Origin of the sequence: Cohnella sp. LGH (genome assembly GCF_017671885.1) — a bacterium.
GTDB classification, from domain to species: domain Bacteria; phylum Bacillota; class Bacilli; order Paenibacillales; family Paenibacillaceae; genus Cohnella; species Cohnella phaseoli.
This window is the reverse complement of the sequence record NZ_CP072117.1, coordinates 117,359-134,932: the sequence shown is the minus strand read 5'-3', so window position 1 is coordinate 134,932 and position 17,574 is coordinate 117,359. Positions and strand designations below refer to the sequence as shown.

Genomic DNA, 17,574 nt, shown 5'->3' with positions numbered 1-17,574 from the left:
AAGATCAGAAAAAAATGGCGCAAGCTGTTCCTATGATAGGAACGGCTTGCGCCATCTTTGCGTTGATGTTGATGTGAATGCTTACAATCCGAAGGGATCGTCCTCGCGTTTGCGAACCTCTTCCTTCAGAATGGTATACATCCCGGCGACGTCTTCCTTGCGGGTTGACTCCGTCAAACGTTCGATCCGCACAGTTAGCGTGCGTTGCCCGAATTGGATGTCCAGCTCATCCCCGATTTTGACGGTCGCGCTAGGCTTGGCTTCCCTGTTATTGAGAAGGACGCGCCCTTGGTCGGACACGTCCTTCGCAACGGTGCGGCGCTTAATCAGGCGCGACACCTTCAGGAACTTATCAAGACGCATGAATTATTTTACAGCGTCTTTCAGTTTGTTGCCGGCTTTGAATGCAGGAACTTTGGAAGCTGGAATTTCGATCGAGTTGCCTGTTTGCGGGTTGCGACCCACACGGCCGGAACGGCTGCGAGTTTCGAACGTGCCGAAGCCGATCAGTTGTACTTTGTCGCCTTTGGACAGAGCGTCGGTAACTTCGCCCAAGAAACCGTTCAATACGGATTCTACGTCCTTCTTTGTCATGCCGCTTTTGTCTGCAATGTTGTTGATCAGATCTGTTTTGTTCATGGTACTGTATTCCTCCTATGGTTGAGCCATTATTCGTTCCCCCGGTCCCTCTAGGGACGTCGGAACGTTGATTTTTTAATGCACGAAGGATACTATTCTGTCCCTTGTTAAAAAAATCCTGCCATACTCTAAAAAAAAATCACGAAATAGGTAGAAAGTACGGGAAAAACGGCGGATTTTAGGTCATTTTTAGGTTCAGTTCGTATCAAAAGGACTGTATCGGATTTGACCGCGTTTTCCCGTTGACGAAGCTTTTGACAGCCTGGCAACCATGAATAGGCATATGCCTATGCTTGCGAGCCGTCTAGCGGTCTCGTATCGCGCTTCGCGGTTTGCGAGATTACCAGCATATCTCTCTCGTAATCACTTGATGAAGCTTGCGGATTTCCGACACCTTAACTATATTACTCTTGAATTGCCCTACTAGTTGCGCTACGCCTAGCATTTTACCGAAGATCGTTAAAATCGGCCGAGAGTTGTCGCTGCCTCCTCTCTATAATACGTGTTCAAAAAGTCCGGTTTTTCGATGTCGAGTTCGCATTCCGGGATGCTTCGTGATCAAAAGCGGGCTATCGAACAACTTCATTCTATCGATTTTTCGCTTCTTCCCACCATGCATCCATTTCTATCAAATCAGTATCCCCAAAAGAGCGTCCGCTTATACGAAGCTGCTCTTCGATATACTTGAACCGTTCCGCGAACCTTCTGTTCGTACCCGCAAGCGCCTCCTCCGGATCGGCTTTGACGAACCGCGACGCGTTAACGACGGCGAATAGCAGATCGCCGAGCTCGTCCCGCTGGCGTTCCGCCGACTCCTCGCGAACGGCCTGCCGAAGCTCGCCAAGCTCCTCCTCGATTTTGGCGAATACGCCGTCCAGAGTCGGCCAGTCGAACCCGACAGAAGCGGCTTTCTTCTGCACTTTGTGGGCGCGAGGCAGCGCCGGAAGATCCTTCGGAATGCCGTCGAGCAGAGATTGACGTTCGGCCAGGCCCTTGCGTTTCTTCTCCTCGGCCTTCATCTGCTCCCAGTTGCGCAGCGCAGCCTCGGCATTCTCCGCATTCTCTCCGCCGAACACATGTGGATGCCGGAAGATGAGCTTGTCGTTTAGCTCGGCCAGAACGTCGAACACGTCGAACGCTCCCGTCTCCTCCTCCATCTGGCTGTGCAGCAGCACCTGCAGGATGACGTCTCCGAATTCCTCCTTCATGCCGTCCGGATCGTCCAGATCCAGCGCCTCGATCGCCTCGTACGTCTCCTCGATGAAATTGCGCCGAATCGACTGATGCGTCTGCTCCCGGTCCCAGGGGCAGCCCTCGGGACTGCGCAGAATAGCGACGATCTCGTGCAGCCGTTCGAAGGAGCGGCGGCTAAGTCGGTCATCCGAGCTGGCCGGAATATACACGAGCATCAGATTGCCATAGCTGTCCAGTCGATCAAGCTCGTAGAGCGGAATGTGCAGAATGCGCTCCTGCCCCTCTACGCCCAGCGCTTGTCCGACGACGATCGGATAATCGTCCGGGTAGACGTTCATCAGCGCCAGCTTCGCCTCGGAGGCGGTATACGCGTCGTAGACTTGTCCAATTACGGTATGCAGACGCGGTCTCAAATGCTCGCGCGTCAGCTCCGACGCGTCGAGCAACTGGAAGCCCTCGATCGGATCGAAGCCGAGGCGCGTGAATGCTTGATCGAGGAAGCTCTCCCCGCCGAGCAGCTTCAGCCCGACGCCTTGCTCCGGCGCGCGCTGTCTTAACAGCTGCACCGTCCGTTCCGCGACCATAGGATGTCCGGGGACGGCGTAAACGATCGTCTCCCCTGGGCTTCCTGCCGCCGCGGCCAGCAGATCGTCCGCAATCGCGTCGTACACTTCCGCAAAATCGTCATGCTGCTCGTACAGCCGGTCGAACGATTCGAAGCCGATATCCCGAAGCTTCAGATCGGCGACGGCTGGATGGTCCGCCGTACGGACGTAGCGGCGGGACGAGCTTTCCAGCGCCTTCAACGTGCCGAGCGTCAATTGGTCTTCTCCCCCGGAGCCAAGTCCGACAACGATAATTAGGGTTTGATTATTCATCTATGATCATCCTTCCCGGTTATCCCGATGAGTCAGGTTTCTGATGCGAAGCATCCAGCGGTCTAGGCGAGTGCCGGAGATTCCCGGCAGCTCGCGCCATTCGTGCGGAGCGACGGCGCCTAGGGCGACGAGCGCCGCGGCGAAGACGGCGGCCCCGAGCGCGACGCCCGGCAGGGCGACGAGCAGGGCCGCCGCGCGCGCCGGCATAACGGCGGCGAACAGCCCGCCGAGGCCGTGCGCGAGCAGAGCGACCGCGGCCGCCATGGCGGCCAGCGCAGCGACGGAGCGCCACGCGAGCGGTGCGCGGGGGGCGGGCAGTTGGACGCGCTGGCGTAGGGACAGCGCGTTAAGGGTTGCGGCGATGGCGTAGGCGATCGCCATCGCTGCGGCGGCGCCCGCGATGCCGTGCTGTGGCACGAGGGCGACGTTGAGCGATAGCTTGAGCAGCGCGGCTGCCGCCAGGTTGACAGCCGGCGCTCGCAGTTCGCCTATGCCTTGCAGCAAAGCGGCGCTGACCGCCTGCAGCGTGCCACCGACCGCAGCCAGCCCGACGAGCGCCATTGCAACCGAGCCGCTATCGTCGCCGAATAGCGCCGTATTGATCGGCACGGCCAGAAGCGCCAGCCCCGCCGCAGCCGCGCAGCCGAACCACCAGGCGAGCCGCAGCGCGAATCTCGCCCTCCCGGCCAGCTCCGCTTCGTCTCCGCGCGTCCTTGCCGCCGTGAGCGCCGGAACGAGCGCGGCTGCCGCCCCGGACACCCCCAGGACAACCAACTGCAGCAACGCCACGCCTCGGCTGTAGACGCCGAACTGGGCCAGCGCCCATTCCCCTCCCTGATCCAGCAGCCGGGGGATGGAGAATGCGTCGATCAGCGCGAACATCGGCGCAACGATCGACGCAGCCGCCACAGGCACGGCAACCCGAATAATCCGTTTCACCAGGGCGGCTCTCGGCTCTATCACCACTACGCGCCCGATCGGACTTCCTCCCGCCCCTCCATGCCTTTTCCCTACGGCGACCGTTTCCGCCGCCTTTCCCGCCGTTCCGAAGCTTTTCTTAGCTCCGCTCGAGCGAATCGGGATCGGCTGCCCCGGCTTGCGGCCTTCGCGGACGGAGATCGCCGCCATCACGAGCAGTCCCATTGCTGCGCCAGTTGCCAAACCGCCATGCACGGCCGCGGCCGTAGCGGAGGCCGACCAGGCTCCGTTCAAGGCGATCGCCAGCGCAACGAGCATAAACGCCACTCTGGCGATCTGTTCCGCGAGCTGGGACAACGCCGGTGCGAGCATCCGCATCCTGCCTTGGTGGTACCCCCTCAGCACAGCAGCAACAGGCGAGAACAACAGCGCCAACGAGGACATTCGAATGGCGGGAGCCGCCGCATCAAGTCCCATCCACTGGGCGAACGCGTCCGCCCCGAGCCAGAGCGCCGCGAACATGATCAGTCCGATCAGCCCGATCAACGCTCCCGCCCAACGAACGATGCGTCTAGCGCCCTCTTCGTCGTCCTTCGCCGCCTTCTCGGCAACCAAAGCGCTAACCGCGACCGGAATGCCCGCGGATGCGAGGGTCATCCACATGACCGCCAGCGCGTACACAGCCGTATACAGCCCGAACACTTCGTCTCCGGCCAAATTTTGCAGCGGAATTTTCTGCAAAGTGCCGATCAGCTTAGCGAGCAGAGCCGCGCCTCCCAGCAAAGCGGCTCCTTGCATAAGCGCCTTTTTCCCAGAGCTTCCTGGGTTGCCTGGATTGCCCGGATTTCCCGGACTTCCGGAAATTTCAGAGCCTCCCGAGCTATCCGAACTTCCGGTTCCATATTCAATTCGCATGACCGTCCATTCCCCATTCCTTGGCCGAAGCTTTGTTCGTCCGCAGGCTTATCCGTAATCTCTCCGTTCCCATTCCTGTGTCTTGATTATAAACGAAAGCCGCAAAGCAAAAAAGCTTCCCCAAGAACGGGAGTCAAACCGTCCGGGAAAGCTTTTCGTTCGAACGCCTAAGCGTTCCTTTCTAATTCACTGCTCCATCTGCTTCGCGAGGAAGCCCGCGGCCGTCTCGACCATTTTGCTCTCCATCGCGCCCATCTTCACCGCATCGTCCTTGCTGAGGAGCACGACCGTACCGATCGGATCTCCTCCCGCCACGATCGGCGCCGCCGCGAAAGAGCTGATCGTTTCGGCTATGTCTCTGAGCATTTCGTGGCTGCCCGGGGAAGACTCCAAAATAATTTTGCGATTGTCCATGCAGTTCTCAAGCAGATTGCCGATCGCCTTGTCGATATACTCCTTCTTGGAGGCTCCTGCCACTGCAATGAACGTATCCCGGTCGGAGATCAAGGCGATATGTCCCGTGCTCTCGGACAGCGATTCGGCATATTCCTTGGCGAAATCGCCCAGCTCGCCAATTGGGGAATATTTTTTGAGGATAACTTCGCCATCGCGATCCACGAAAATTTCTAGCGGATCCCCTTCCCGAATGCGAAGGGTGCGACGAATTTCTTTGGGAATGACGACTCTTCCGAGGTCATCGATACGGCGTACAATTCCGGTTGCTTTCATGGTCGTGTTGCCCCACTTTCGTAGATGTATTCGCTCTGCTGCTGCCGCCGGCACGAACGCGTTGCCGGCCTTTATGACGAACCTTGAACATTCGGAAAAAGGTGTCTCGAATCGTAAGGGTAGTATTCAACCTCTCCCATTTTCTTATGCGTTCGCCCTTCGCTGGAGGAATCATCCAACCCAAGATTAGGTCGGAACGCTCGATCTTCTTTGGCCTCTTTCTATCCCGAATAGAAAAAAAAGCGTCCGAAGCTTCGTCGCATGGTCGCGGTCGAAGCTTCGGACACGTTTACTTATTGCGCGGATGCAGACGCCGATGGCGAGGCTGCCGGGGATTCGGACCCCGATGCGCTTGGCGACTCTGCCGGGGGTTCGGATCCCGATGCGCTCGGCGACCCTGCCGGAGATTCGGATCCCGATGCGCTTGGCGATGCAGACGGCTCCTGCGGCAGCGTGACGACGATGCCCAGCTTGTCCTGTTCGCTAACGATGAATTCGTTCAGTTTGGTCGAAGAAAGCTCCATTTTGATCGAATCCTTGGACTCCTCGGACAGCTTGTCCACGGATGTCACTTCCTCGCGGCTCTCGACCTTCATGACGTGATAACCGAATTGCGTCTTGACCGGCTCGCCGATCTCGCCGATCGGCTGCGTATTCGCCGCTTCCTTAAATTCGGCAACCCAGCCTCCCGCAGCTTGTTTCTCGTACAGACCGCCGTTATCCTTGGAGCCGGTGTCCGTGGAATACTCCTTGGCCAGAGCATTCCAATCTCCGCCGGCTTCAAGCTTGGCCTTTACTTCGTTAGCCGTTTTCAGCGCTTCCTCTTCGGTTTTCAGCTCCTCACCCGTGTTGGGATCGGACGTTCCGATCAGAATATGACGAACGGTAACGACGTTAAAGTCGGACGGCGCTTTGTCAAACTCCGCCTTGATTTCTTCGTCGGTTACCTTGCCTTTGAATTCATCGCCTTTGGCCGAATAATACGATTGGAATTTCAGCGTTTCCTCGTAGAAATTAACCATATCGCCTACGGTAAGGTTGTTTTCCTTCATTTGCGTTTTGAGCTCCGGCTGCGTATTGCGCGCCTTCTCTACATTTTCCTTAAACGTCTTGATTTCCGTCTTGATCTTGTCCTTCTCTTCGTTGGAAATCTGCTCTCCGAGCACCTTCGTCACAATGTACTGCTTAACCAGTTGCTCCTTGATCTGCGGAATAGACGCGTACATGGCGATCTGGTTGTTGCCGCTCAAAAGCTGAAAAGCGATATACTTCTCAAAGTCTTGATCCGTGACTTGCCCGCCATTGTTGTAGGTAGCGATGACGGTTTCCTTCTCTTTCTTGCCGCACGCGGACATCAGTGCGACCAGCATGACCGCCGCCAGCGCCAACAGAGCCAGCCGACGATACGGCATGCTTCTATGTTGCAACATCCTGTAGTTCCCCCTTCGATTTTGTCGCTTCTTTGTATTGTACCAGAAAATCCTCAAGGAACGCTAATAGAGCGTTCTCGTCAAGTCCCCGCGCTTTCATGCGGATTACAGGCTGCTGCTCGCCCAAGGCGAATACGACGCGCCCTTGCAGCTTCGCCTCCAACGGCTTCAGCTTCTTCTCGTCGATGTCGGCGCGACGGCGTTCCTCCAGCTTTAACGTCACGTCGTCTCCGCGGCGGACGATCGATTCGATTCCGTACTTGCGCCCGTATACCTTCAGTCTGGCGACCGCCATCAGATTGAGCACGGCTTTAGGCGGCTCTCCGAAACGGTCGATCAGCTCCTCGAACAGCTCCTCCACATCTTCCAGCGAAGCGGCGGCGGCGACTTTCTTATAGATTTCGATTTTCTGAATGCTGTCGTAAATATACTCGGGAGGCAGATAGGCGTCGACGCCTAAATCGAGCTGCGTGTTCACCGGACGCGGCGGCTGCACATCTCCGCCGAGCTGCAGCTTGCGGCTCTGAATTTCCTCTGCGAGCATCTGGGAATACAGATCGAAGCCGACCGATGCGATAAAGCCGTGCTGTTCCGCTCCGAGCAGATTGCCAGCGCCGCGAATGGACAAGTCGCGCATAGCGATCTTGAAGCCCGATCCGAGCTCGGTAAACTCCTTAATCGATTGCAGACGCTTCTCCGCGATCTCCGTCAGCACTTTGTCCCGCTGATAGGTAAAGTAGGCATAAGCGATCCGATTAGACCGCCCCACTCGTCCGCGCAGCTGGTAGAGCTGCGACAGCCCCATTTTATCCGCATCGTGCACAATGAGCGTATTGACGTTCGGGATATCGACCCCAGTCTCGATAATGCTTGTACTGACGAGTACGTCGTATTCTCCGTCCAGGAAATCGAGTATCGTTCTCTCCAATTCCTGCTCCGACATCTGGCCGTGAGCTACGGCGATTCTGGCGTCGGGCACAAGCGCGCTGATCTGCTCGGCCGCCTGATAGATGCCCTGCACCCGATTGAACAAATAATAAACTTGCCCGTCGCGGGCCAGTTCGCGCTCGATCGCCTCGCGGACAAGCGTCGCACTGTATTCGACGACATAGGTTTGCACTGGAAATCGGTTCTCCGGCGGCGTCTCAATGACGGACAAATCTCTTACGCCCAGCATCGACATGTGAAGCGTGCGCGGAATCGGCGTCGCCGTCAACGTCAGCACGTCTACATTCGTCTTCAGCTTCTTCAGCTTCTCTTTATGCGTGACGCCGAAGCGCTGCTCCTCGTCGACGATCAGCAGTCCAAGCTCCTTGAACACGATATCCTGGGACAGAATTCGATGCGTTCCGATCACGACGTCGACCGTTCCCGCCTTTAGCCCTTTGATCGTCTCCGTCTGCTCCTTGCGGCTCCGGAACCGGCTCAACACCTTGATATTAAACGGATAGCCGGAGAATCGCTCGCGGAAGGTCTCGAAGTGCTGCTGCGCCAATATCGTCGTCGGCACAAGTACGGCTACCTGCTTGCCCTCGATCGCAGCCTTGAACGCGGCGCGGATCGCCACCTCCGTCTTGCCGTAGCCGACGTCTCCGCACAGCAAACGATCCATCGGACGCGGCGTCTGCATATCCTTCTTGATCTCCCGGATCGCCCGCAGCTGGTCCGTCGTCTCTTCGTACGGGAACATCTCTTCGAATTCCTGCTGATACGGCGTATCCTCTCCGAAGCCGAAGCCGGTCGTCGCCTGCCGCTCCGCATACAGCTTGATCAGATCGTCCGCGATGTCCTGTACGGATGAGCGAACCTTGGATTTCGCCCGGTTCCACTCCGAGCCTCCGAGCTTGCTGACCTTTGGCTCCTTCTCCTCGTTGCCCACATACTTCTGGATTAGATCGAACTGCTCCACAGGTACGGAAAGTCGATCTCCCCCCGCATAGACGATATGGAGATAATCTTTGTGAATGCCGCCGACTTCCAGCGTTCCGATGCCTAAATATTTGCCGATGCCATGGTTTTGGTGCACGACGAAGTCGCCCACCTTCAGCTCGGTGTAGCTTTTGAGACGCTCGGCGTTATCGAGATGGCGATCGACCCGTCTAGCCTTGCGCTGCTTCTGCGTGAACATCTCGCCTTCGGTAATGACGACGAGCTTGATCGAAGGCAGCTCGAAGCCGCTTTGCAAGTTTCCTTGCAAAATTTCCGGCGGCTCGATCTGATAGTCGTCCAGTACCCTTCTCATCCGCTCGGCCCGCTCAGCGTTGCCCGCAAGCATCAAAATCCGAACGCCGCTCTTGCGCCAGCGCTCGGTCTCCGCCTTCAGCACGTTCATCTGTCCATGAAAGTTCTGCATGGAACGACAGACGAAGTTGATAATATTTTGCGGTTGCGTATGCGGAATCTGCCTGACGAAGAGCGACAGGTAGACGATTTGAAACGCTTTCGGATACAGCGCCTGCTCCGCAGAAACGGCCAGCGCAAAACCGGGCAGCGATTTGCCCTGCTGCAGCAGATGGGTCGCCCACTCCGATTCGTCGCGTTCCAGCTGACGCGCGGTTTCACCGAGTCTGTTCGGTTCGTCCATGAGCAGAATCGTATCTTTAGGCATATAGTCCAGCAGCGTCTGACGCTCCGGATAAAGCAGAGAGATGTACTTGTAAATCTCGGGAAAATAAACGCGCTGGCGCAAAAGCTCAATTTCTCGGGAAATTTCCGAGCTTAACTTCTCTTTGGCCTGGCGGTCGGTCATTCGCTCCAACTGCTTGTCGAGCAAATCCCGCGCATGCTGAGCCGCATTCTGGAATCTTCTCTCGACGGCGATCCACTCTCGGCTCGGCCGCACGGTATAAGACTCCAGCTTCTCGATCGACCGCTGATCGGCCGGATCGAACGTGCGAATGGAATCGATCTCATCGTCGAACCATTCCACCCGGCAAGCAAGCGCGGAAGCGAGCGGGAAGAAATCGACGATGCCCCCGCGCACGCTCATATGGCCTTTCTGCTCGACCCGATCGACTCTCTCGTAGCCAAGCTCGACCATTCTATGCAGAAACTGCTCCATCGGCAGATTCTCTCCGACACGCAGCACGATATGCGCTTCCGACATCGTCTGCCGATCCGGAAGAAATCTCCGAACCCCGGCGAACGGCACGACAATAACGCCGCGGAAGCCATCCGCAAGCTTGAGTATGGAGTCCAGCCTCCGCGCCGACGTTTCTGGGCTTGAGATCGCGGTTTCTGCGGCGATCAGCTCATTGGCGGGATACAGCAGCACCTCGTCCGCCGATAAGCATTCTTGCAAATCATCGGCAATTTTCTGAGCCGAAAACATATTGTGCGTCACGATGAGAATCGGTCGCTTCAGCTCGCGGTACATTCCGGCGATCGCCACTTGTCGGGCGGAGCCGGACAAGCCGGCGACGAGTTGCTCCCGCATTCCGCTTTGCAGTCCTTGAATGACGCTAATAAGATCGGGATCTTTAACGAGTGATTGGATTAACGGATTCATGGCATTTCCCCTCTCCGAAACAACCTTCCACGTATCTACTGCTTATTTCAAATCGCGCTCTGGAAATCAAGAAAAAAGCCCCGGCACAAGCCAAGGACTCCTGGAGGATGTCGAAACGCGATGCTTTCGGCGCTTACTGCAACGGATTGGACAGCAACGCAAGCTCGGGATTCGCGTCCAGCGTCTGACTGCAATAGTCGCAGATTACCCGTACGGTCACGTCCCCGTTGGAATTATACGCTATTATACGCTTTCGCTCACCGGGGGTCAAGAATTGCAGACCCAGCCGATACTCGCCTACCTCCGAATGGTCGAAGCTTCCCAACGGCATGCCGCAATGGCGGCAAATATAGTTCACAGTCATAGCTATGCCTCCCGGAGTGAGCATATGCGGTATCCCGCATTTCTCTTTCCAGTATTCCCGCAAACCGTCTCTTTAATAATAGGCCGTTCAAAAAGGTCAGCCTTTCGCGTTATACTTCGCCATCGTCTGCTCGAACGTATGCGTCAGCGCGTATTCAATCGCATCGCATGCTTCTTCTATCGAACGCTGAAGCGGCTCCTTCTCCGACTTCGCGAAGCCCGAGAGGACGTAGTCGGAAATGGCCCATCCCGGCTCAGGCCTGGATATGCCGACGCGCACCCGATTAAAAGTCTGCGTGCCCAGATGCTGAATAATCGACTTGATGCCGTTATGCCCGCCTGGACTTCCTTGATATCTGAGCCGAATACGGCCAACCTCGGTATCCAGATCGTCATAGGCGACGATCAAATCTTCCGGCTTCGCCTTATAGAAATCCATGAAGGCTCTTAACGACTCGCCCGACAAATTCATATAGGTCATCGGTTTTAAGAGCGCGACCTTCACGTCTCCAACCTTCGCCTCGCCCGTCAACGCCTTGAATTTCTGCGCAGTCACATCCGTGTTAAACCTTCGAGCCAGCTCGTCAATAACCATAAAGCCCGCATTGTGCCGAGTACTTGCGTAAGTCGAGCCCGGATTTCCCAATCCGACAATCCAACGCATAAAGATTTCCTCCAAATCCGAACATTTTCGCCATATTTACTTAAGAAAATAGAATTCCTATGCAACGAAAGCCTGTTGCCGCGTGTCTTATCTAATACAGATTCCGAGAAAGCGAGTTGAATTGATGTGTACATGAACGGCCAGATGATTTATGACGACCAGCATTTCCTGGATCATATGTCTTCTCAAGTTCCGGTGCAGATTTATTGCGGAAGGCGGCACAGCGATATTGGTTTTATCGAATATTATGGCAAAGAATTCGTTCAGGTCAACAATATTTTCTACAACCGCAGGCAATTTACCTTCGTCTCTCGCCCGGGTTACTGAGTCAACGGGGTGAGCGGCCGACTGGAGCAGGAGGCTTCGGTATGCCGCTTTCAACATATTCCCTTTGTTTTACGGACGAGCCTTCTTGCCATGCCGCCTCCCCCTGCTGCATGACAAGAAGGCCGCGCATAGCGCGACCTCTTCGCAATCTTCCGACAGCCTTCCTTTAATCCTTCTCCACCGCCAACGCAGCTTCCGAATGTTTGCGATCTTCCTCGGCTTCGTCGTTAAGCGCTTCGACCTCATCCTCGGAACGCTCCTTCTGAGGCGCCAGAACGGCGACGATAACCGTTTCCGGGTCTTGTACGGCGGTTACCCCGGCCGGCAGCGTCAGATCGCCGATGGTCAGATGTTCGCCCATTTCCAGCCCGCCGACATCCGCCGCGATCGCGTCTGGAATGTCCTTCGGGTAGCATTCGATGTCGATCTCGTGCAGCACGAGCTGCAGCATGCCGCCTTCTTTCTCTCCCGGAGACACTCCGGTGAAATCAAGCCGGGCTGACGTCGTTATCTTCTCATTCATATCGATGCGACGAAAATCCACATGCAGCATCTGTCTGGAGATCGGATCTCTCTGCAGCTCCGCCAACATGACTGGCTGCTTGCCCGCTCCGGGAATCTCCATATCGAGCACCGCGTACGGATTGCCCTTTAGCATGTCCGTCAGAGCTTTCGCATCTATCGCAATCTTGGAAGGCACGGCCAGTCCTTTGCCGTACACGACCCCGGGAACGCCGCCAGATGCGCGAAGGCGCCTTAACTGGCCATGGGTCGAAGCCTCTCGGAGTTGAACTTGAAGTTCAGCGGTCATATCGAATTCCTCCCCAGCTAGGTATATCCTTGTTGTACCCCAGGGAGGCGTTCATTAAACATGCGGTTCGAATAAGGAGCTCAGCGACTGCTGTTCATGCACTCGAACAATCGCTTCGGCCAACAACGGCGCTACCGACAGTACCTTGACCTTGTCGGTGCCGCAAGGCTGCCTGAGCGGAATCGTATCCGTCACGACAATTTCCTTGATTGACGAAGCTTCCAGACGCTCAATCGCCGGCCCGGACAGCACAGGATGGGTACAGCAAGCGTAGATATCCCCTGCGCCGGCTTTCTTTAAGGCGTTTGCGGCTAGCGCGATCGTCCCCGCCGTATCGATAATATCGTCAATCAGAATCGCCGTTCTCCCCTTGACGTCGCCGATGATATTCATGACCTCGACAACGCCCGGCTCGGGCCTGCGCTTATCGATAATCGCAAGCGGAGCCTGAAGAGTATCGGCCAGACGACGCGCGCGAACGACGCCGCCGTGATCGGGGGAGACGACAACGGGTGACTCCAACTGCTTCTCATGAAAATAATCTCCCAGAATCGGAACGCCCAGCAAATGATCGACGGGAATATCGAAGAAGCCTTGAATCTGCATGGCGTGCAGATCCATAGCGATAACCCGGTGCGTCCCTGCGGTCTCGATCAGATTCGCTACCAGCTTGGCGGTAATCGGATCCCTAGAACGCGCCTTGCGATCTTGCCTGGCGTACCCGTAATAAGGAATGACGACATTAATCGTCTTGGCCGACGCCCGTTTCAACGCATCGACCATGACAAGCAGCTCGATTAGGTGGTCGTTGACCGGCGCGGAAGTCGACTGTACGACATACACGTCGCTTCCTCTAACACTATCGTCCAATTGAATATGGATCTCGCCGTCGCTGAACCGGCTCATCGTCACGTTGCCTAGCTCGACGCCGATGCATTTGGCAATCGAATGCGCTAGCTCTGGATTTGAACTGCAGGAGAATAGCTTTAAGGTTGGATCCGAATAAGCCATTTTAGTTTTTTACCGCCTTTGTTATTCGGTTTCTTTGTTTTTCTTGGCTTGGGCGCGAGCGCGAATCTTGTCCGCATACCCTGGTTTGTTGACTTGACGCTCGCGGGCAATGGCCAAGTCATTGTCTGCTACATTGCTCGTAATCGTGGAGCCGGCGACGACGTAAGCGCCGCTGCCGATCTTGACCGGGGCGACCAGATTCGAATTGCTGCCGATAAACGCTTGATCCCCGATCTCGGTCATTGATTTATTATAACCGTCGTAGTTTGCCGTAATCGCCCCACAGCCGAAATTAACGCCTGAGCCGACGATCGCGTCCCCGATGTAGCTTAGATGAGGAATCTTGCTGTCTGCTCCGATTGCGGCATTTTTGATCTCGACGAAATCGCCGACCTTCACCTGGCGCCCAAGCTTCGTTCCCGGCCTTAAGTAAGCGAACGGACCGACGTTGCATCCTTCGGAAATATCCGCGCCTTCGGTCACCGTCTGGCGGATCGTCGTTCCGTCCCCGACCGTCGTATCCTTCAAGTCCGCCGACGGACCGATCACGCAATCCGAGCCGATCGAAGTCGCGCCACGAAGCAGGGTTCCGGGATAGATGACCGTATCCGCGCCAATCGTGACACCCGCTTCAATATACGTATTCGCCGCGTCAACGATCGTCACGCCATTCGCCTGATGGGCTTCATTAATTCTCAGCCGCATTAGCCGCTCCGCTTCCCCAAGTCCAATTCGGTCGTTGACTCCCGTTCCCTCCACGGGATCCTTGCACTTGCTGGCGGCGATCCGCTCGCCGCGGCCGCGCAAAATGCCGATGACGTCCGTCGCGTAATATTCTCCCTGCGCGTTGTCGTTCGTCACCTCGGCAAGAGCGGAGAACAGCATGCGGTTATCGAAGCAATACGTCCCCGTATTGATCTCGCTAATAGCCGCTTCCTCTGCGGAACAGTCCTTCTGCTCGACGATTCTAAGCACGGTGCCGTCTTGACCGCGAATGATCCGCCCCAGGCCGGACGGGTCCTCCACGTCCGCCGTCAGCACGGTTGCCGCCGCTCCTTGCTGCACATGCTGCGCGATCAACTCTTTGATTGTCTCGGCCGTCACAAGCGGCGTATCGCCGTAAGTAACGACCGTAACGCCATCCTCCTGCCCCAGCAGCGCCTCGGCTTGCTGCACAGCGTGACCTGTCCCGAGCTGCTCCGCCTGCAGAGCGTACTCGATCTCATCGCCCAGCTTCGCCTTCACGGCTTCCGCGCCGTGGCCGACGACCACGACGGTCCGGCCGCATTCCGCGCCCTTTACGGCGTCCAGGACGTGCTCGACCATCGGTTTTCCGCATACGGGATGCAATACTTTATATAGCTTCGATTTCATTCTCTTGCCCTGCCCTGCGGCAAGGATGATCGCCATTTTGTTCATCAATGCGTGAGCCCCTTTCCGTTCCGGTGAATCTGAGTTGAATCTATAAGTGCGCCTATTATCAAAATCATAGCTTATAGCTTATTCAAGATCAAATGAAAAGGCTCAAATGAAAAGAGAGCCTGTCCAGGCTCTCTTCTCCATATCCATCATTATGCCCCTTCTACCATAACTTCTTCTTCTTGCGCTGCTCGCTCGTACTCCGCCAATACTGCGGCTTGAATCTTCTCGCGTGTCCCGGAGGAAATCGGATGGGCAATGTCCCGGAACTCTCCATCCGGCGTCCGTTTGCTCGGCATAGCGACGAACATGCCATTGTTCCCGTCGATAACGCGAATGTCGTGGACGACGAATTCGTTATCGATCGTGATTGAAGCAATGGCTTTCATGCGCCCCTCCGAATTGACTCGGCGGAGTCTCACGTCTGTAATTTGCACTTGTGTTCACCACCTTTGCCCCTCAGAAAGACTTGGTGTAATATTCCACAAAGTTACGCAAATTCCTTCTTAAATATGGTAAAACACCTGCTAAAAATCAAATAAATTTTTAATTCCTGACAGTTTCGACAGATATCGCCGCAATCAATTCAATTTCGACAAGAACATCCTTTGGCAAGCGAGCGACTTCTACTGTAGAACGAGCCGGCGTATGCGCTCCAAAGTGTGATGCATATACTTCATTGAACTCGGCGAATTGATTCATGTCCTTCAAAAACACGGTCGTCTTAATGACATCCGAGAATTCGAGTCCTTCGGCGGATAGAACCGCTTTCAAGTTAGCCAATACTTGGCGCGTCTGATCCTGGATGCCGCCTGCGACAAGCTCTCCCGCAGGGGTTAACGGAATTTGACCGGAAGTGTACAGCAGATTGCCCGTGCGAACCGCTTGCGCGTACGGACCGATTGCTGCAGGAGCATCGGTCGTGGAGACGATTTTCAAGCTCATAGTTGTTATCCTCCTAGAAAAAGTTGCCTGGTTGGACTTTGATTTGACGAGTCTTCAGATCGACTTCCGTTAGACGCGCCAGCGAGACGTAATCGTGAAGCAGCCGTTCCTCGCTATCGATCTCTCCGGATTCTACGAATACGCCGACACCGGCGACGACCGCGCGAAACTCGTACAGCAGATCGACCATTCCCTGAATCGTTCCGCCCGCTTTCATGAAATCGTCGATAATGAGAACGCGGGATTCTTCCTTAAGCGCCCGACGAGCAAGCGACATCGTCTGGATGCGCTTCGTGGAGCCCGAGACATAGTTGATGCTGACCGCAGAGCCTTCCGTCACCTTATGATCGCGCCTTACGATCACGACGGGCAGGTTCAAATACTGAGCGGTTGCATGAGCGAGAGGGATACCCTTCGTCTCGACGGTCATAATGACGTCGATATTCCGATCCGCGAACGCCGTCGCGAACATGCGGCCTACTTCCTGCATCATCGCCGGTTGGCCGAGCAGATCGGTCATATACAAATAGCCGCCCGGCAGCAGCCGGTCGGGCTGTTCAAGTTCGCGGCAGATCGAGCCGATTCTGACGAGCGCCTGATCCTTGCGACATTTCGGCACGAACCGAACGCCGCCCGCCGCTCCGGCCAACGTGTTCAGCTCCCCGATTCCTTCGTCCTCGAACACTTCCTTGATAATCGCCAAATCCTCGCTGATCGAAGATTTAGCCGACTGATACCGTTCGGCGAATGCTGTCAGGGAAATTAACGTGTGGGGACGGGTCAATAAATACTGCGTCATCTCTACGAGTCTGGCGCTGCGTTTCAGTTTCTTCACGTTCCCCTCTCCCGTCCAAATCCGAATATTTTACAGTATCATAACATCTTTATACGGTTTTGTTCAACAGAAACGAGAGTTTGTGCGGTGCAAGCGGACACTATGTTAACATTCTTACCACATAGACGTCTTTGCAAAACCCTCTTAGCGCGTTATAGACGCGTGCAACCTTCATTTCCTTGGACACTAGGCCGAAGACGGTCGGCCCGCTTCCGGACATCAGCACGCCGTCTGCTCCCGACTTGATCATACAATCCTTGATCTGCCGAACTTCGGGATAACGGTTCAGTGTGACATTTTCAAGAACATTTCCCAACGACGCGCACATATCGGGGAACGACTGTCGCGACAAGGCGTCCAGCATGCGCGGAATGGATGGGTGCTCCTTCACCTCGTGCACGCGAAACTTGCCATATACGTCCGCCGTTGACACGTTGATCGGGGGCTTAGCCAGCACGACCCAGCATTGCGGGGGAGGAGAGATCGATTCCAGTCTCTCCCCTCTGCCTCTGGCCAGCGCCGTACCGCCGCGAATGCAGAAAGGGATGTCCGAGCCGAGCTCCGCGCCAAGCGTCTCCAGCTCCTCTGTCGGGAGCTCCAGATTCCAGAGACGGTTCAACCCTTTCAGCGTCGCCGCCGCATCGCTGCTGCCGCCCGCCAGGCCGGCCGCCACCGGAATCTGCTTGTCCAGATGTATGTAGACGCCGCGTCTGACTCCGTACCGCTCCTTGATCAGCCTCGCAGCCTGGAAAGCCAAATTCTTCTCGTCCAGGGGAATAAAGCCCGCCTGGCTCGACAGGACGATCTGATCGCGAGGCAGCTCCTCCATCTCCAGACGATCGGCCAAATCGACCATCGTCATGATCATCTCTACCTCGTGAAAGCCGTCCTCCCGCTTCCGCAGAACGTCCAGTACGAGATTGATCTTGGCCGGCGCCTTCTCATAAATTTTCGACATCGTGTCTTCACCAACTTCCGAGACAATACC

17 protein-coding genes are annotated in these 17,574 nt (G+C 56.0%); 1 reads left to right on the top strand and 16 read right to left on the bottom strand.

Annotated elements, in window-relative coordinates:
- Positions 1–81: 81 nt before the first annotated feature.
- The 9 genes from J4772_RS00585 to pth form a co-directional block, all read right to left on the bottom strand.
- Positions 82–363, bottom strand: a complete 282-nt coding sequence (locus J4772_RS00585) for an RNA-binding S4 domain-containing protein (RefSeq protein WP_116063241.1) — start codon at positions 361–363, stop codon at positions 82–84.
- A 3-nt stretch (positions 364–366) separates the two neighbouring features.
- Positions 367–639 carry an HU family DNA-binding protein gene (locus J4772_RS00580; RefSeq protein WP_116063242.1) on the bottom strand — a complete coding sequence of 91 codons (273 nt, stop codon included), beginning with the start codon at positions 637–639 and terminating at the stop codon, positions 367–369.
- Between the two features lie 587 nt (positions 640–1,226).
- Positions 1,227–2,711: a bifunctional methyltransferase/pyrophosphohydrolase YabN gene (gene mazG, locus J4772_RS00575; protein WP_209073746.1), complete on the bottom strand. Its 1,485-nt coding sequence runs from the start codon at positions 2,709–2,711 to the stop codon at positions 1,227–1,229.
- A 6-nt stretch (positions 2,712–2,717) separates the two neighbouring features.
- Complete coding sequence (locus J4772_RS00570) at positions 2,718–4,544, bottom strand: polysaccharide biosynthesis protein (RefSeq protein WP_209073745.1); 1,827 nt, start codon at positions 4,542–4,544, stop codon at positions 2,718–2,720.
- Positions 4,545–4,730: 186 nt separating this feature from the next.
- Complete coding sequence (gene spoVT, locus J4772_RS00565; RefSeq protein ID WP_116063245.1) at positions 4,731–5,273, bottom strand: stage V sporulation protein T; 543 nt, start codon at positions 5,271–5,273, stop codon at positions 4,731–4,733.
- 293 nt (positions 5,274–5,566) lie between these two features.
- Positions 5,567–6,703 carry a peptidylprolyl isomerase gene (locus J4772_RS00560; protein WP_209073744.1) on the bottom strand — a complete coding sequence of 379 codons (1,137 nt, stop codon included), beginning with the start codon at positions 6,701–6,703 and terminating at the stop codon, positions 5,567–5,569.
- Positions 6,690–10,211 (bottom strand): transcription-repair coupling factor, encoded by a 3,522-nt coding sequence (gene mfd / locus J4772_RS00555; protein ID WP_209073743.1) that lies wholly within the window; start codon positions 10,209–10,211, stop codon positions 6,690–6,692. Before mfd ends, J4772_RS00560 begins: the two co-directional genes overlap by 14 nt.
- Positions 10,212–10,344: 133 nt before the next feature.
- The gene (locus tag J4772_RS00550; protein WP_116063248.1) at positions 10,345–10,575 is read right to left on the bottom strand and encodes an anti-sigma-F factor Fin family protein; all 231 of its coding nucleotides are present in this window, start codon (positions 10,573–10,575) and stop codon (positions 10,345–10,347) included.
- A gap of 96 nt (positions 10,576–10,671) precedes the next feature.
- Entirely contained in the window at positions 10,672–11,238 is a 567-nt protein-coding gene (gene pth, locus J4772_RS00545) for an aminoacyl-tRNA hydrolase (protein WP_209073742.1), read from the bottom strand.
- Between the two features lie 132 nt (positions 11,239–11,370).
- On the opposite strand from pth, the gene J4772_RS00540 reads away from it, so the two are divergent.
- A complete protein-coding gene (locus J4772_RS00540; protein ID WP_181917922.1) occupies positions 11,371–11,565 on the top strand; it encodes a hypothetical protein in 195 nt (64 codons plus the stop codon).
- 166 nt (positions 11,566–11,731) lie between these two features.
- Here J4772_RS00540 and J4772_RS00535 read toward each other — a convergent pair whose 3' ends face one another.
- The 7 genes from J4772_RS00535 to ispE form a co-directional block, all read right to left on the bottom strand.
- Positions 11,732–12,376, bottom strand: coding sequence for a 50S ribosomal protein L25 (locus J4772_RS00535; protein ID WP_116063251.1), 645 nt, complete (start codon positions 12,374–12,376; stop codon positions 11,732–11,734).
- A 54-nt stretch (positions 12,377–12,430) separates the two neighbouring features.
- Entirely contained in the window at positions 12,431–13,387 is a 957-nt protein-coding gene (locus J4772_RS00530) for a ribose-phosphate diphosphokinase (RefSeq protein WP_116063252.1), read from the bottom strand.
- Between the two features lie 21 nt (positions 13,388–13,408).
- Positions 13,409–14,806 (bottom strand): bifunctional UDP-N-acetylglucosamine diphosphorylase/glucosamine-1-phosphate N-acetyltransferase GlmU, encoded by a 1,398-nt coding sequence (gene glmU, locus J4772_RS00525; protein WP_305827841.1) that lies wholly within the window; start codon positions 14,804–14,806, stop codon positions 13,409–13,411.
- Between the two features lie 152 nt (positions 14,807–14,958).
- Positions 14,959–15,243: a septation regulator SpoVG gene (gene spoVG, locus J4772_RS00520; RefSeq protein WP_115995948.1), complete on the bottom strand. Its 285-nt coding sequence runs from the start codon at positions 15,241–15,243 to the stop codon at positions 14,959–14,961.
- Between the two features lie 109 nt (positions 15,244–15,352).
- A complete protein-coding gene (locus J4772_RS00515) occupies positions 15,353–15,751 on the bottom strand; it encodes a RidA family protein (RefSeq protein ID WP_209073740.1) in 399 nt (132 codons plus the stop codon).
- Positions 15,752–15,764: 13 nt separating this feature from the next.
- The gene (purR, locus tag J4772_RS00510; RefSeq protein WP_116063255.1) at positions 15,765–16,586 is read right to left on the bottom strand and encodes a pur operon repressor; all 822 of its coding nucleotides are present in this window, start codon (positions 16,584–16,586) and stop codon (positions 15,765–15,767) included.
- A gap of 100 nt (positions 16,587–16,686) precedes the next feature.
- The gene (gene ispE, locus J4772_RS00505) at positions 16,687–17,544 is read right to left on the bottom strand and encodes a 4-(cytidine 5'-diphospho)-2-C-methyl-D-erythritol kinase (protein WP_116063256.1); all 858 of its coding nucleotides are present in this window, start codon (positions 17,542–17,544) and stop codon (positions 16,687–16,689) included.
- Between the last annotated feature and the right edge of the window lie 30 nt (positions 17,545–17,574).

Bases quoted from the DNA above. Each gene is read 5' to 3' on its own strand.
- mazG (WP_209073746.1), bottom strand. From the start codon at position 2,711: ATGAATAATCAAACCCTAATTATCGTTGTCGGACTTGGCTCCGGGGGA.
- glmU (WP_305827841.1), bottom strand. From the start codon at position 14,806: ATGAACAAAATGGCGATCATCCTTGCCGCAGGGCAGGGCAAGAGAATG.
- J4772_RS00550 (WP_116063248.1), bottom strand. From the start codon at position 10,575: ATGACTGTGAACTATATTTGCCGCCATTGCGGCATGCCGTTGGGAAGC.
- J4772_RS00570 (WP_209073745.1), bottom strand. From the start codon at position 4,544: ATGCGAATTGAATATGGAACCGGAAGTTCGGATAGCTCGGGAGGCTCT.
- pth (WP_209073742.1), bottom strand. From the start codon at position 11,238: ATGCGTTGGATTGTCGGATTGGGAAATCCGGGCTCGACTTACGCAAGT.
- J4772_RS00515 (WP_209073740.1), bottom strand. From the start codon at position 15,751: ATGAGCTTGAAAATCGTCTCCACGACCGATGCTCCTGCAGCAATCGGT.
- J4772_RS00560 (WP_209073744.1), bottom strand. From the start codon at position 6,703: ATGTTGCAACATAGAAGCATGCCGTATCGTCGGCTGGCTCTGTTGGCG.
- J4772_RS00585 (WP_116063241.1), bottom strand. From the start codon at position 363: ATGCGTCTTGATAAGTTCCTGAAGGTGTCGCGCCTGATTAAGCGCCGC.
- spoVT (WP_116063245.1), bottom strand. From the start codon at position 5,273: ATGAAAGCAACCGGAATTGTACGCCGTATCGATGACCTCGGAAGAGTC.
- ispE (WP_116063256.1), bottom strand. From the start codon at position 17,544: ATGTCGAAAATTTATGAGAAGGCGCCGGCCAAGATCAATCTCGTACTG.
- J4772_RS00540 (WP_181917922.1), top strand. From the start codon at position 11,371: ATGAACGGCCAGATGATTTATGACGACCAGCATTTCCTGGATCATATG.
- J4772_RS00580 (WP_116063242.1), bottom strand. From the start codon at position 639: ATGAACAAAACAGATCTGATCAACAACATTGCAGACAAAAGCGGCATG.
- J4772_RS00530 (WP_116063252.1), bottom strand. From the start codon at position 13,387: ATGGCTTATTCGGATCCAACCTTAAAGCTATTCTCCTGCAGTTCAAAT.
- mfd (WP_209073743.1), bottom strand. From the start codon at position 10,211: ATGAATCCGTTAATCCAATCACTCGTTAAAGATCCCGATCTTATTAGC.
- J4772_RS00535 (WP_116063251.1), bottom strand. From the start codon at position 12,376: ATGACCGCTGAACTTCAAGTTCAACTCCGAGAGGCTTCGACCCATGGC.